The sequence below is a fragment of the Streptomyces jeddahensis genome, assembly GCF_001642995.1.
GTDB classification, from domain to species: Bacteria; Actinomycetota; Actinomycetes; order Streptomycetales; family Streptomycetaceae; genus Streptomyces; species Streptomyces jeddahensis.
Genome location: NZ_LOHS01000034.1, coordinates 41,957 through 56,187 on the forward strand (window position 1 = coordinate 41,957; position 14,231 = coordinate 56,187).

The following is a 14,231-nucleotide window of genomic DNA, read 5'->3' on the forward strand; positions in this document are numbered from 1 at the left end:
CCTCGGTCGTCTGCGGCGCCGTCGTGGCTGGTCGCGCAGTTCCCCGCGCCCCTTTGGGGCGCAGCGTTCCCCGCGCCCCTTGGGGGCGCTTGTCGGTGGAGGGCGATACCGTGCCGGACATGGAGAGCCAGCAGAGGGACGGCGGCGCGCAGCAGGGCGGGCTGAGCGAGCGCCAGCGTGCCGTGCTCGCGCTGGAGCGCCGCTCCTGGCCTGCGCCCGGCGCGAAAGAGCGCGCGATAAGGGAGCAGCTCGGCATGGTCCCGGTCCGCTACTACCAGCTGCTCAACGCCCTCATCGACGACCCCCGCGCCCTCGCCCACGACCCGGTCACGGTGAACCGCCTCCGCCGCATACGCGAATCCCGCCGTACCGAACGGTGACGCCGGGGATGCCCGGGTCCCCTGCTGGATAGGGTCGAAGCATGGGCAGCCACAGCCAGCAGGACTCCTTGCCGACTCCCCGCAACGACGCCGGACGCCGTGGGCTCGAGGCGATCATCGCCCACCCCGGGCAGGCCGTGATCGGGCTCGACTTCGACGGGACCCTCGCCCCGATCGTGCCCGACCCCGAGCAGGCGCGCGCCCACCCGGACGCCGTCCCCGCCATGTCGGCCCTCGCGCCGCACGTGCGTTCCGTAGCGGTGATCACCGGACGCCCGGCCGATGTCGCCGTCCGCTACGGAGGGTTCGGCGACGCGCCGGGCCTCGAACACCTCGTCGTACTGGGCCACTACGGCGCCGAACGCTGGGACGCCGTCAGCCGCACCGTGCAGGCGCCCGCCCCGCCGCCGGGCGTGGCGGCCGTCCGCACCGAACTGCCCGGCCTCCTGGAGGCCCTCGGCGCCTCGCGCGGCACCTGGATCGAGGAGAAGGGCCGCGCGCTCGCCGTCCACACCCGGCGTGCCGAGGACCCCGAGGCCACGCTCGAGGTGCTGCGGGCGCCGCTCGCCGAGCTCGCCGCCCGGCACGGGCTGATCGTCGAGCCGGGCCGACTCGTCCTCGAACTGCGGCCGCCGGGCATGGACAAGGGCGTGGCGCTCACCGAGTACGTACGGGAGGTGGGTGCCGGGGCCGTGCTGTACTGCGGGGATGATCTCGGGGATCTTCCTGCGTTCGGTGCCGTGGAGAAGCTTCGGGGGGAGGGGGTGCCGGGGTTGCTCGTGTGCAGTGGCAGCTCCGAGGTTCCCGAGCTGGCCGGGCGGGCCGATGTCGTGGTGGACGGGCCGGCGGGGGTGGCGGGGTTCCTGACGGCGTTGGCCGCCCGCCTGGGGTGACCTCGTCGTCCGGGCACCCTGCGTCGTGGGTGCCCGGGGGTCGAACACAGTGCCCGCCGCCGCGGGGTTCCGCTGTGCCCACCCGTTCCGCCCCAGCGGAACGACTGCCCACAGCGGCGGCGCGGCGGCGCTCAGGTGTCCAGGGCGTGCAGCTGGTCCAGGAACCACTGGGTCGGCGGCAGCGCCGTCGCGGACGCCGACAGCCGCTTCGCCCGTTCGAAGCGGTCCCCGTCGGAAAGACTGAGCGCCTCGTGCAGCGCCCGCGCCGTGCCCGACACGTCGTACGGGTTCACGGTGATCGCGTCCTCGCCCATCTCCTCGTACGCCCCCGCCTCACGGGACAGGACCAGGGCGCACCCCTCGTCGGAGACGACCGGGACCTCCTTGGCGACCAGGTTCATGCCGTCGCGGATGGGGTTGACCAGCGCGACGTCGGCGATCCGGTAGGCGGCCAGCGAGCGGGCGAAGTCGTCCTTGAGGTGCAGCTGGACGGGGGTCCAGCCGGGCGTGCCGTACTGCTCATTGATCTCCTCGGCGAGCCGGCGCACCTCGGCCATGTAGTCCCGGTAGACCGCGAGGTCCTGCCGTGAGGGGTAGGCCATGGCGATGTGCACGACCTTTTCGCGCCACTCCGGGTGGTCCTCGAGGAGCTGCCGGAAGGCGAGCAGGCCGCGCACGATGTTCTTCGACAGCTCGGTGCGGTCGACGCGGACGATGGTCTTGCGGCCGGGACCGATCTGCTGCCGCAGGAGGGCCTTGCGCTCGTCGACGTCCCGCTGGTGCGAGCGCTCCCGCAGGAAGTCCGCGTCCGCGCCCAGCCCGTGCACCCCGATCCGGGTGTCGGCCAGGGCGTCCGGGCCCAGCAGCTCCATGCAGCAGGTGGTGAACGCGTTCGCCCAGCGCCAGGTCAGGAACGCGGCGCGATCGGCACCGAGGATGCCCCGCAGCACCTCCCGCGCGATGTCGTCGGGCAGCATCCGGAAGTAGTCGACGGGCGCCCACGGCGTGTGCGAGAAGTGCCCGATCCTTAGGTCGGGGCGGAGCTCGCGGAGCATGCCCGGGACCAGCACCAGGTGGTAGTCCTGCACCAGCACCGCCGCGCCCTGGCCCGCCTCGTCCGCCAGCGCCTCGGCGAAGGCCCGGTTGTACGCCTCGTAGGAGGCCCACTGGGCCCGGAACTCCGCGCCGAAGGCGGGCTCCAGCGGCGTCTGGTACAGCATGTGGTGCACGAACCACAGCACCGAGTTCGCGATGCCGTTGTACGCGTCCTCGTACACGTCGGGCTCGATGCCCAGCATGCGCACGTGCTGTCCGCCCGTGTCGGCCGGGTCGAGCGTGCCGCCCGTGCGGCGCACGGCCTCGCGGTCGCCGTCGCCCAGAGCGGCGCACACCCATACGGCCCCCGCGTCCGGGCCGATCGCCGACAAGCCTGAGACGAGACCGCCACCGCCGCGCTTGGCGGTGAGCGAACCATCCTCCTCCAGCGTGTAGGAGACCGGGCCGCGGTTGGACGCGACGAGGATCTGAGCACCCTGAGTGGAAGCCATACGCCCAAACTTAGCCCGGCCCGGAAACGCTCAAACGTACGGACGACCCGGCTGGGCCCATGGCCGTATACGGTCGCCGCGACGGGTTACACGCCGGTCACGCGCGGCGACCGTCCGGCGGGATCCGCAGCAGCAGACCAAGGGCTCCGCGATCAGGGCGCCGCACCCCTCAGGGCCGGGCCCCGAGAGGCGCGCACCACCCAGATGTCATGCCGCGGTTACGCGGCGCGCCGCTCCGCGTACTCCGCGATCTCCGCCATCGGAGGCCGCTCCTCGATGTCCACGGAATAGGTACGCGGTTCGAATCCGTCCTCGCCGCGCTCGAACTGGGTGAGGACCGGACGTACGAGATGGCCGCGGGCCAGGCGCAGCTGCGCCGTGCGGTAGATCGCGGCCGCCATCCGGCCCAGCGCCTGCCCGTCCTGGTGCCGGTGCTTGCGCACGCCGACGTCGACCTGGGCGAGCGCGTCCAGGCCCACGAGGTGCAGGGCGTCGACGAGCATGCCCAGCTCGACGCCGTATCCGACGGGGAACGGCAGCTGTTCGAGCAGGGACCTGCGGGCCGCGTACTCGCCGCCGAGCGGCTGGACGAATCCGGCGAGCTGCGGCCAGTGCATGTTCAGCAGCGGGCGCGCCATCAGCTCGGTGACCCGGCCGCCCTGGCCCGGGGCGCTTCCGGAGGAGAGCTCGGCGCCGAGCGGGCGGTCGTACATCGCCTTGACCAGGTCCACGCCGGGCTCGGTGAGCAGCGGGCCGACGATGCCGTAGACGAAGTCCGCGGAGAATTCCTTCAGGTCCGCGTCGACGAACGCGACGATGTCGCCGCTGGTCACGAGCAGCGAGCGCCACAGGACCTCGCCCTTGCCGGGCAGCGCCGGTATGCGCGGCAGGATCGCGTCGCGGTGGACGACGCGGGCGCCGGCCGCCGCCGCGACCTCGGCCGTGCGGTCCGTCGAACCGGAATCGATCACGACGAGCTCGTCGACGAGAGGCACGGCCCGGGTCATCAGCTCGCGGCGGATCACCGCGACGATCTCGCCGACCGTCTCCTCCTCGTTGAGCGCGGGCAGCACGACGCTCACCGTCTGCCCGGTGGCGCGCTTCGCCGCGATCAGCTGACGGAGCGGACGGTCGGTCACCGACCAGGAGCGCGTGCTCAGCCAGCGCTCGACTTCATCCAGCACGTTCTGGTGCCCCCTCACTGGGACCACTCGGTGGCCCGTCACTGGGACCACTCCCTGTGATCCATCTCGCGGTTCGGACGACTACCTCAACTGTCCTGGCCTTCGGTTACAGTCTTGAACAACGCGGATGACCATCGCATGTCGGGGGTCATGGCGCGAACAAACGCTCCGGGACCCGCACGGCCCGGCGCCATACCGCTCATCCAGAGGGGCAGAGGGACACGGCCCGTTGAAGCCCCGGCAACCCTCCAGCCGGTTCTCGTACCGATCATCGTCGATCGCTGCCGCGAGGCCCCGGCTAGGGAAGGTGCCAAATCCGTCTCACGGCGAGATGCGTCGTGAGGAAGATGAGGAGAAAGGGCCTCGCCTGACATGGCTGCGCAGACTGTCGCCACCAACGACACCGACACCGCCGGAACCGACACCGCGGGTGCCGTCGACCTCGGACCCGCCTCCGCCCTCTCCTGTCGCGAGTGCGGCGAGCGCTTCCCGCTCGGCCCCATCTTCGCCTGCGAGATCTGTTTCGGTCCGCTCGAAGTCGCATACGACCTGCCGACCGGTGACCCCGAGGGCCTGCGCAAGCAGATCGAGGCCGGCCCCGACAACATCTGGCGGTACGCACCGCTGCTGCCCGTCCCGGCGGACGTGGCCACCAAGCCGAACCTGAACCCCGGCTGGACCAAGCTCGTCAAGGCCGACAACCTCGCCCGCGAACTCGGCGTCACCGGCGGCCTGTTCATCAAGGACGACTCCGGCAACCCGACGCACTCCTTCAAGGACCGCGTCGTCGCCCAGGCCCTCGAGGCCGCCCGCGCCTTCGGCTTCACCACGCTCTCCTGCTCCTCCACGGGCAACCTGGCCGGTGCCGTCGGCGCCGCCGCCGCCCGCGCCGGCTTCCGTTCCTGCGTCTTCATCCCGCACGACCTCGAGCAGGGCAAGGTCGTCATGGCCGCCGTCTACGGCGGCGACCTCGTCGGCATCGAGGGCACCTACGACGACGTGAACCGTTTCTGCTCGGAGCTCATCGGCGACCCGCTGGGCGAGGGCTGGGGCTTCGTCAACGTCAACCTCCGGCCGTACTACGGCGAGGGCTCCAAGACCCTCGCGTACGAGATCTGCGAGCAGCTCGGCTGGCAGATCCCGGACCAGCTGGTGATCCCGATCGCCTCCGGCTCCCAGCTCACGAAGATCGACAAGGGTCTGCAGGAGCTGATCAAGCTCGGCCTGGTCGAGGACAAGCCGTACAAGATCTTCGGTGCCCAGGCGGAGGGCTGCTCCCCGGTGTCGGCGGCCTTCAAGGCCGGGCACGACGTGGTGCGGCCGCAGAAGCCGAACACCATCGCCAAGTCCCTCGCCATCGGCAACCCGGCCGACGGCCCCTACGTCCTGGACATCGCCCGCCGCACGGGCGGCGCCGTCGAGGACGTCAACGACGAGCAGGTCGTCGACGCAATCAAGCTGCTGGCCCGCACGGAGGGCATCTTCGCCGAGACGGCGGGCGGCGTGACCGTCGGCGTCACCCGCAAGCTGATCGAGAACGGCCTCCTGGACCCGTCGCTGACCACGGTCGTCCTCAACACGGGCGACGGGCTGAAGACGCTGGACGCGGTGGCCCCGACGAGCGGCCCGTCGGCCGTGATCAAGCCGTCGCTCGACGCGTTTCGCTCCGCGGGGCTTGCCGGTTAGGCGCCATCGTGGCTTGTGATCGTGGCCGACCGACGGCCGTGGTCCGTCCTCGCGCCCACGCGGCGGAGCCGCATATCGATACAGCCCGCGCCCCTTCGGGGCGCACCCCGTTTCCCCCGAGGTGAATCATGAGCGTTACCGTCCGCATCCCGACCATCCTGCGTACCTACACCGGCGGCCAGGCCGAGGTGCCCGCCGAAGGGGCCACGCTCTCCGAGGTCATCGCCGACCTGGAGAAGAACCACACGGGGATCGCCGCCCGCGTCCTCGACGACCAGGGCAAGCTCCGCCGCTTCGTGAACGTGTACGTGAATGACGACGACGTCCGCTTCGAGCAGGGTCTGGAGACCGCCACGCCGGACGGTGCGGGCGTCTCGATCATCCCGGCCGTCGCCGGCGGCTGACCGTCGAGCACGGTGCCGGCGGCCGCCGAGCCGTACCGCACACTGCGTCACCAGAATTGCCCCCTCCGCGAGAGAAGCGGAGGGGGCAATTCTGCATGATTGAGCGCGGTACAGTTGGGGAACTCGGTTCGCTGTTCTTGTCCGGCGCATATGACTTCGCGTCCGGCGGCCGATGAGAAGTAGCCAAAGTGCACCATCCTTTTGCGCCATACATTCCTTTTGCCGGGCCCGACTTGCCCTGAGTCCTGGTGGATTCTCCGTATATCTCCGATCAGGCGTGCCCGGATTTCTCGTCCGATTGACCTGTTGCAGACGGCAGTTGGGCAGATACATTCAGCCGCGGTCGACGCGTTCCGGCGCACACCCCCAACCGTTGGGGGGTGAGGTCTGACCCGGGTCCGCGAAGTGCGGTCCTGTGCAAGGGCCAGTAATAGGGGAGTTAGGCATGGCTCAGGGCACCGTCAAGTGGTTCAACGCGGAGAAGGGGTACGGCTTCATCGCGGTCGACGGTGGTGCGGATGTTTTCGTCCACTACAGCGCGATTCAGATGGACGGCTACCGCACCCTCGAAGAGGGCCAGCGGGTCGAATTCGAGATCTCGCAGGGTCAGAAGGGACCGCAGGCGGACATGGTCCGCGTGGCCGGCTAAGGCGCCGACTGACTGCAGCGACGTTCACGGAGGGCTCGTATCCCAGTAGGGGGGTACGGGCCCTTCGCTGTGCCCGGACGCCGGACGTTCCAGAGGGCGCGCGCCATCCCGCAGAGGGCGCGCACGCCCAAGGGCGCACCCCGCCAGGCGCTTGCGCCCTCCCGTCGCCCGACCGCCACCCCTCAACGACGCCCTTCGGGCGGCTTGCACTCATGGGGGGCGAGTGCTAATCATTGGCGTTAGCACTCTGAGAGTGAGAGTGACAACGAAGGACCGAGTCGGTGAGGTCCGCAGGCCGGGTGGGGCAAGGAACCACGAGGCAGGCAGGCCGTCCGTCGCGGGCGCCAGCGCGGTCCGGAGAAATCCACCCCAGTCCGGGAGGACCACTTCACATGGCCAAGATCATCGCGTTCGACGAGGAGGCACGGCGCGGTCTCGAGCGCGGGATGAACCAGCTCGCCGACGCCGTCAAGGTCACCCTTGGCCCCAAGGGCCGGAACGTCGTCCTCGAGAAGAAGTGGGGCGCCCCCACGATCACCAACGACGGTGTCTCCATCGCCAAGGAGATCGAGCTCGAGGACCCGTACGAGAAGATCGGCGCCGAGCTGGTCAAGGAGGTCGCGAAGAAGACGGACGACGTCGCCGGTGACGGCACGACGACCGCGACCGTCCTCGCCCAGGCGCTGGTCAAGGAGGGTCTGCGCAACGTCGCCGCGGGTGCCAACCCGATGGCTCTGAAGCGCGGCATCGAGAAGGCCGTCGAGTCGGTCTCCGCCTCCCTGCTCGAGCAGGCCAAGGACATCGAGACCAAGGAGCAGATCGCCTCCACGGCCTCCATCTCCGCCGCCGACACCCAGATCGGCGAGCTCATCGCCGAGGCCATGGACAAGGTCGGCAAGGAAGGCGTCATCACCGTCGAGGAGTCCCAGACCTTCGGTCTGGAGCTGGAGCTCACCGAGGGTATGCGCTTCGACAAGGGCTACATCTCGGCGTACTTCGCCACCGACATGGAGCGTATGGAGGCCGTCCTCGACGACCCGTACATCCTGATCGCCAACTCGAAGATCTCCTCGGTCAAGGACCTGCTGCCGCTCCTCGAGAAGGTCATGCAGTCCGGCAAGCCGCTGCTGATCATCGCCGAGGACGTCGAGGGCGAGGCCCTGTCGACCCTGGTCGTCAACAAGATCCGCGGCACCTTCAAGTCCGTCGCCGTCAAGGCCCCGGGCTTCGGTGACCGCCGCAAGGCCATGCTCGGCGACATCGCCATCCTCACGGGCGGCGAGGTCATCTCCGAGGAGGTCGGCCTCAAGCTGGAGAACGCGACCCTGGACCTCCTGGGCCGCGCCCGCAAGGTCGTCATCACCAAGGACGAGACCACGATCGTCGACGGCGCCGGCTCCGCCGACCAGGTCGCCGGCCGCGTCAACCAGATCCGCGCCGAGATCGAGAACTCCGACTCGGACTACGACCGCGAGAAGCTCCAGGAGCGCCTGGCGAAGCTGGCCGGCGGCGTGGCCGTCATCAAGGCCGGTGCCGCCACCGAGGTCGAGCTCAAGGAGCGCAAGCACCGCATCGAGGACGCCGTCCGCAACGCGAAGGCGGCCGTCGAGGAGGGCATCGTCGCCGGTGGTGGCGTGGCCCTGCTCCAGGCCTCCCAGGTGTTCGAGAAGCTGGAGCTCGAGGGCGACGAGGCCACCGGTGCGCAGGCCGTGAAGCTCGCGCTCGAGGCCCCGCTGAAGCAGATCGCCGTCAACGCCGGCCTCGAGGGCGGCGTCGTGGTGGAGAAGGTCCGCAACCTCACCCCGGGCCACGGTCTGAACGCCGCGACCGGTGAGTACGTCGACCTGATCGCCGAGGGCATCATCGACCCGGCCAAGGTGACGCGTTCCGCTCTGCAGAACGCGGCCTCCATCGCCGCGCTGTTCCTCACCACCGAGGCCGTCATCGCCGACAAGCCGGAGAAGGCCGCGGCCCCGGCCGGCGGCGGCATGCCGGGCGGTGACATGGACTTCTGATCGACCTGAAGGTTGATCAACCGTCCTGCAAGTCCCGAGGGCGGCACCCCTTCTCCCTGGGGGCGCCGCCCTCGGGCGTGTCCGGGATCACAGCGGGGTGCCGAGGGCGCGGTGGAATGCCGCGGCGGGCCGGGCAGTTGACGCGTACGAAGAGTGGATGCACGTGCACATATCTGCTCGCGTGTTCGTCCTCTTGTCCGATCTCTTGTCCGCCAGTTTCCCCGATTCCGAGGAGCCTCCCACGTGACCGTCACGGCCTCCGCTTCCGATTCCGCCCCCGCATCGCGCGCGGCCGGGATCCTCTCCCGGCCCGTCCAGCTGAACGGCCTGACCGTCCCGAACCGGATCGCGATGGCGCCGATGACCCGGCAGTTCTCACCGGGCGGCGTTCCCGGCGAGGACGTGGCGTGGTACTACGCGCGCCGGGCGGCCGCGGGCGTCGGACTGATCGTCACCGAGGGCACGTACGTCGGTCACGAGTCGGCGGGGCAGAGCGACCGCATCCCGCGCTTCCACGGCGAGGAGCAGCTGGCGGGCTGGGCGAAGGTCGCCGAGGCCGTCCACGCGGCGGGCGGGACGATCGTGCCGCAGCTGTGGCACATCGGCATGGTGCGCACCGCCGGCGAGCCGCCGTTCCCGGAGGCCCCGGCGGTCGGTCCCTCGGGCATCCGCCTGGACGGCACCGAGGGCGAGGGCAAGGCGATGACCCAGGAGGACCTGGACGACGTCATCGGGGCGTTCGCCGAGGCCGCGGCCGCCGCCGAGCGGATCGGCTTCGACGGCGTCGAACTGCACGGCGCCCACGGCTACCTCATCGACCAGTTCCTGTGGTCCGGCACGAACCGCCGCACGGACGCGTACGGCGGCGACCTGGTGGCCCGTACGACGTTCGGTGCCGAGATCGTGGCCGCGGTCCGCAAGGCCGTCTCGCCGGACTTCCCGGTGATCTTCCGCTTCTCGCAGTGGAAGTCGGGGAACTACGATGCCCGGCTCGCCGAGAACCCGGCCGAGCTGGAGGCGCTCCTCACGCCGCTCGCCGAGGCCGGAGTGGACGTCTTCCATGCCTCGACCCGCCGCTACTGGCTGCCCGAGTTCGACGGCTCCGACCTCAACCTGGCCGGCTGGACGAAGAAGCTCACCGGCAAGCCGGTCATCACGGTCGGCTCCGTCGGCCTGGACGGCGAGTTCCACCGCACCTTCCAGGGCGAGGGCGCCCCGGTGAAGAGCATCGACAACCTGCTGGACCGGCTGGAGCGCGAGGAGTTCGACCTGGTCGCGGTCGGCCGTGCGCTGCTGCAGGATCCGGAGTGGGCTGCGAAGGTGCTCGGCGACCGGTTCGACGAGCTGTCGGCGTACGACGCGGCGGCGCTGCGGACTCTGAGCTGATTGATTGCTGCACGCCGAGGGCGGCTCCTTTGCTTCAGAGGGCCCGCCCTCGGGCGCTTCCCACATGGGGCAGAAGGTCATCCCACTTTGAGAACTGCCCGCAACGGTCTGGGAACCCGCCATCACAGCGCGCCCGCCCGTTTCGCGGCGCAGCGCGGCTTCGTCGGCGCCTTCGACGCGGGAGACTTCGCCGCGGCTGTACGTCTCGTGGGCCGGGCCGGGCCGGGCCGTGCTCGCTCGCACACCTTACGAGCTGTCACTGCGCGGGCCACCTGAGCCGCTTCATGCATGCGGGTCTGACGGAAGACAGTGAGCAGGACGCTCGCAGTGGACGAGCGAAAGGCATGGGGGTTCGCGTGCCCAGGGTGTCCGGGCTACGCGTGGGGACGGAGGCGGCTTGGGTCGGGGTGGTCGGCGGAGTCAGGCGTCGGCTGCGTTGATCGCCATGCGTAGGTGGCCTCCTGCGTTGGTGAGGAGGTGGGTCGCGGTCGGGGCGTCGATGTCGGCGAGGAGGATCAGGATGGCTGTCTTGACCTCGCCGTCGGCCGCGGTCAGGGCCGCCTCGATCTGGTCGTCGGAGGCGCCCGTGGCGAGGGCGACGATGTGGCGGGAGCGGGCGCGGAGCTTGTCGTTCGATGCGCGGACGTCGACCATCAGGTTTCCGTAGGTCTTGCCGAGCCGGATCATCGTGATCGTCGAGAGCATGTTGAGGACCAGCTTCTGGGCTGTTCCCGCCTTCAGGCGCGTGGAGCCGGTGAGGAGTTCGGGCCCTACGACGATTTCGATGCCGTGGTCCGCCGCGGCCGCGAGTGCGCTGTCCGCGTTGCAGGACAGGCCGATCGTCAGGGCGCCACGCGCGCGTGCGTGCTCGACGGCGCCGATCGCGTAGGGGGTGCGGCCGGATGCGGAGATGCCGACCACCACGTCGTCCGCGGTGAGGCCGAGCCCGTCCAGGTCGGCCGCGGCCAGCTCGCTGGAGTCCTCGGCGCCCTCGATCGAGGTGACCATGGCGCGCGGGCCGCCCGCGATCAGGCCGACGACCTCCGACGGGTCGGTGTTGAAGGTGGGCGGGCACTCGGAGGCGTCGAGGATGCCCAGGCGGCCCGCCGTACCGGCGCCCGCGTACACGAGTCGGCCGCCGCGGGACATACGCGCGGCGATGTCGTCGATCGCTGCGGCGATCCGGGGCAGCTGCGCGGCGACGGCCGACGGGACGGTGGCGTCCTCGCCGTTCATGATCTTCGCGATTTCCAGCGTGGGCAGCCGGTCGATCTCGGAGAGTTCGGGCCGGAAGGCCTCCGTGGTGAGAGCCGCCAGCTCGGCGCGGAGATCGCGGTACGCGGCGGGGCCGCGGTGGGCGGTGGACGCGGCTCCGGAGGAGGTCTCGTCGGCGGCCGTGCCGTCGTCGGTTCGGGAGGTCATGGGGGGCGGCTCTTTTCGGTGCCTGTGTGTGGGGGGTGGGGTGGGTTCGCTGGTTGTGGGCGTGGGGCCCGACGAGGGTGCGAGGTGGGTTCAGCGGCCCGTGCTGCGCGGGGAATGGCGGTGCGCCAGGGCCTCGTACGAGGCGGACAGGGCCGGAGCCGCGGACTCGTACGTCCGCTGGGCCACGCCCACGAAGAGGCAGTCCACGACGAGCAGTTGGCTGGTCCGGGACGACATGGCCGCGGGGCGCAGCTCGCTCTCGCGAGCCGTCGACGTGGTCAGGATGTGGTCGGCGTACTGCGAGACGGGTCCGTCCGGGCGGCCGGTGATCGCGATCGTCGTGGCGCCGTGCTCGAAGGCCACCCGCAGCGGTTCGATGACGTCGCCCGTCGAGCCGGAGTGCGTGATCGCGATCGCCACGTCCTTGGCGCGCAGCTGGACGGCGTTGGTGATGGCCAGGTGCGGGTCGCCGTGGGCGTGCGCGATGAGGCCGATGCGCAGCAGCTTCTGCGCCAGGTCCTGGCCGACCAGGGACGACGCGCCGATGCCGTAGATGTCGATACGGCGGGCGGCGGCGAGCGCTGTGACGGCCGCGCCGAGCTGGGCTGTGTCGAGTCCGGCGGCGGTGTCGGCGAGGGTCTGCTGCTCGTCGTACGCCAACTTCGCCACCACGTCCGCGATCGGGTCGTCGACCGCGATGTCCGCCGTGACGGAGGGGGCGCGGCCCGACTGCTGCTGGGCGGCGAGGCCGGCCAGGGCCAGGCGCAGGTCGCGGTAGCCGGGGTAGCCGAGGAGGCGGGCGGTGCGGACCACCGTCGCCTCGCTGGTGCCGGTGAGCTCGGCGAGTCCGGTGACCGTGAGGGCCGCGCAGCCCGCCGGGTCCCCGGCGACGGCTTCGGCGACACGCTGCATCGAGCGGGTCATCGACGGTGCGAGGGTGCGCACCTTGGCCGCGAGGGCGGCCGGGGCCGGTGAGGCGCCGCCCGCACCTGCGAAAATTTCCTTCACATTACTGGTCACCTTTGAAAGATATTTTCGGGTCGGTGAGGCGGTCAAGGGTGCGGTCGAGGGCGGACAAGGGTGCGGTAGAGGGTGCGCAGGGATGGCGTCGGCACGGTTTCCAGCGGTCTCGACCTGTCGGGCACGTCGCAGCTTGGTGGTACGCGGGAGGGCTGCGCACAATGGCCTCATGGACTCCTCGCACGCACCGCACCCCGTCAGCCCGCTGGAGCAGGCACTGCACGCGGCGCGTGCGCTGGTGTTGGCGGATCTCGTCGCGGGTGAGGTGGCCGAGGCCGAAATCGTCTCCCTGGTGGAGGAGTCGGTGGCCCAGCGTCGCTGGTGGGCCGAGCAGTGGCCGGAGGGCCTGCACTACGTGGCGGGGCTGGTCGCCCAGGACGTGCAGGACGCCCTCCTGGAGCGGTACGGCCGGTGGCCGCTGTGCCCCGTCTGCGGCTCCGGAGATCCCCACGCCCTGGACGTCGAGCCCGAGCTGGGGCCCGATCCGCACTGGGTGTGCGGCAAGATCGGCGTGAAGGTCGCGGCGGTCGGCTCGCTCGGCACGTGCGGCGAGACGACCACGTCGTGACGGTCTACATCGACCCGCCCACCTGGCCCGGTCACGGCCGCATGTGGTCCCACCTGATCAGCGACGTCTCGTACGACGAACTGCACGCCTTCGCCGAACGGCTGGGCATCCCGGCCCGGGCCTTCGAACGCGACCACTACGACCTGCCGTCGCACCATTACGCCCACGCGGTGGCGGCGGGCGCGGTGGAGGTCAGCAGCCGCGAGGTGGTGCGGCTGCTGACGGAGTCGGGGTTGCGCAGGCGCAAGGGGGCGTATGTGGCCGGGGGCTCTTAGCCGCTCTTGTCAGTTCGTCAGGAGGTCCAGTTCCGTCGTCAGGTTCCGGCGGGCCCGTTCCTCCCAGTGCTCCCTGCCGTACGGAGTGCGGAACAGAGCGGGGAGGGCGAGAAGTTGACGGAGGACCGCCGCCCGGCCCTCGCGGAACGCGTCATCGGGTACGAAGCCGTACTCCTCGCGGACGGCGGCGGTGTAGGCGGCGTACGTCTCGGGGGGTGAGGCCAGGATCGCCAGGTCCGCGTCGCACAGAACCTCACCGTTGGCGTCGCCGGACGCCGGGTCGTGCGTGACCGTGAGGCGGACCAGGCGGGCGACCTCGGCCGTGCCGGACTCGCCCACGCCGAGCTCCCGCAGCGCGCGTTCGGCGAGGCGGGCGCTGCGCTCCTCGTTCGTCGAGCGCTCGGGGAGGTAGACCGCGTCGTGGAACCAGGCGGCCAGGCGGACCAGGGCGGGGTCGTCGGCGTGCTCCTCCAGTACGTCGACGTGGTCCAGGACCGCGCGCAGGTGCTCGGTGGTGTGGTAGCGGCGGTGGGGTTCCGACCAGCGGGCCAGAAGGTCCTCGGCGTACGGGTCCGGGGACGGTTCGTCCCTGTCCGTACCACGGGCGGCCGTGACGGTTGAGGACCAGCGGGTGTGCAGGTCCGTGGGGGTGGGGTGGGGTGGGGTGGCGGCCATGCCCGCCATTGTCTCGTCGCGGTGGGGGCTTCGGCGCTCCGCGCCGGGTTTTGCGCCGCTCCGCGGCGGGCTCTGCTTTCTGCGCCGCTCCGCGGCGGGGACCTGCCCGCTCCGCGGGCCCTTGCTT

The 14,231-nt window shown here is 70.8% G+C and carries 14 protein-coding genes and 1 riboswitch; of the genes, 9 read left to right on the forward strand and 5 right to left on the reverse strand.

Annotation, left to right across the window (positions count from 1 at the left end):
• The first annotated feature begins 119 nt into the window (after positions 1 to 119).
• Positions 120 to 380: a DUF3263 domain-containing protein gene (locus tag STSP_RS04280; RefSeq protein WP_067272243.1), complete on the forward strand. Its 261-nt coding sequence runs from the start codon at positions 120 to 122 to the stop codon at positions 378 to 380.
• A gap of 41 nt (positions 381 to 421) precedes the next feature.
• Complete coding sequence (otsB, locus tag STSP_RS04285; protein WP_067272210.1) at positions 422 to 1,273, forward strand: trehalose-phosphatase; 852 nt, start codon at positions 422 to 424, stop codon at positions 1,271 to 1,273.
• Between the two features lie 131 nt (positions 1,274 to 1,404).
• Here otsB and STSP_RS04290 read toward each other — a convergent pair whose 3' ends face one another.
• Positions 1,405 to 2,820, reverse strand: a complete 1,416-nt coding sequence (locus STSP_RS04290) for an alpha,alpha-trehalose-phosphate synthase (UDP-forming) (protein WP_198547259.1) — start codon at positions 2,818 to 2,820, stop codon at positions 1,405 to 1,407.
• Positions 2,821 to 3,038: 218 nt separating this feature from the next.
• Positions 3,039 to 4,004, reverse strand: a complete 966-nt coding sequence (locus STSP_RS04295; RefSeq protein ID WP_067272251.1) for a glucosyl-3-phosphoglycerate synthase — start codon at positions 4,002 to 4,004, stop codon at positions 3,039 to 3,041.
• A 196-nt stretch (positions 4,005 to 4,200) separates the two neighbouring features.
• Positions 4,201 to 4,358, forward strand: a riboswitch (SAM riboswitch).
• Positions 4,359 to 4,376: 18 nt separating this feature from the next.
• Between STSP_RS04295 and thrC the strand changes: the two genes are divergently transcribed.
• The 5 genes from thrC (at position 4,377) to STSP_RS04320 (ending at position 10,144) form a co-directional block, all read left to right on the forward strand.
• Positions 4,377 to 5,690 carry a threonine synthase gene (gene thrC, locus STSP_RS04300; RefSeq protein ID WP_067272213.1) on the forward strand — a complete coding sequence of 438 codons (1,314 nt, stop codon included), beginning with the start codon at positions 4,377 to 4,379 and terminating at the stop codon, positions 5,688 to 5,690.
• A gap of 128 nt (positions 5,691 to 5,818) precedes the next feature.
• Positions 5,819 to 6,094 (forward strand): MoaD/ThiS family protein, encoded by a 276-nt coding sequence (locus tag STSP_RS04305; protein WP_067272215.1) that lies wholly within the window; start codon positions 5,819 to 5,821, stop codon positions 6,092 to 6,094.
• Between the two features lie 445 nt (positions 6,095 to 6,539).
• The gene (locus STSP_RS04310) at positions 6,540 to 6,743 is read left to right on the forward strand and encodes a cold-shock protein (RefSeq protein ID WP_003986833.1); all 204 of its coding nucleotides are present in this window, start codon (positions 6,540 to 6,542) and stop codon (positions 6,741 to 6,743) included.
• A gap of 392 nt (positions 6,744 to 7,135) precedes the next feature.
• Positions 7,136 to 8,758 carry a chaperonin GroEL gene (groL, locus tag STSP_RS04315; protein ID WP_067272218.1) on the forward strand — a complete coding sequence of 541 codons (1,623 nt, stop codon included), beginning with the start codon at positions 7,136 to 7,138 and terminating at the stop codon, positions 8,756 to 8,758.
• Between the two features lie 243 nt (positions 8,759 to 9,001).
• Positions 9,002 to 10,144, forward strand: a complete 1,143-nt coding sequence (locus STSP_RS04320; protein WP_067272220.1) for an NADH:flavin oxidoreductase — start codon at positions 9,002 to 9,004, stop codon at positions 10,142 to 10,144.
• A 420-nt stretch (positions 10,145 to 10,564) separates the two neighbouring features.
• Here STSP_RS04320 and murQ read toward each other — a convergent pair whose 3' ends face one another.
• Positions 10,565 to 11,566, reverse strand: coding sequence for an N-acetylmuramic acid 6-phosphate etherase (gene murQ / locus STSP_RS04325; RefSeq protein WP_078066880.1), 1,002 nt, complete (start codon positions 11,564 to 11,566; stop codon positions 10,565 to 10,567).
• Between the two features lie 90 nt (positions 11,567 to 11,656).
• On the reverse strand, positions 11,657 to 12,586 hold the full coding sequence (locus tag STSP_RS04330) for a MurR/RpiR family transcriptional regulator (protein ID WP_067272223.1): 930 nt from the start codon (positions 12,584 to 12,586) through the stop codon (positions 11,657 to 11,659).
• A 169-nt stretch (positions 12,587 to 12,755) separates the two neighbouring features.
• Between STSP_RS04330 and STSP_RS04335 the strand changes: the two genes are divergently transcribed.
• Together STSP_RS04335 and STSP_RS04340 are read left to right on the forward strand one after the other, a co-directional pair.
• On the forward strand, positions 12,756 to 13,154 hold the full coding sequence (locus STSP_RS04335; protein WP_067272224.1) for a hypothetical protein: 399 nt from the start codon (positions 12,756 to 12,758) through the stop codon (positions 13,152 to 13,154).
• Positions 13,151 to 13,429 (forward strand): DUF4031 domain-containing protein, encoded by a 279-nt coding sequence (locus STSP_RS04340; protein ID WP_067272227.1) that lies wholly within the window; start codon positions 13,151 to 13,153, stop codon positions 13,427 to 13,429. The genes STSP_RS04335 and STSP_RS04340 overlap by 4 nt, the downstream gene beginning before the upstream one ends.
• Before the next feature lie 9 nt (positions 13,430 to 13,438).
• Here STSP_RS04340 and STSP_RS04345 read toward each other — a convergent pair whose 3' ends face one another.
• Complete coding sequence (locus STSP_RS04345) at positions 13,439 to 14,104, reverse strand: HD domain-containing protein (protein WP_067272256.1); 666 nt, start codon at positions 14,102 to 14,104, stop codon at positions 13,439 to 13,441.
• Positions 14,105 to 14,231: the final 127 nt, after the last annotated feature.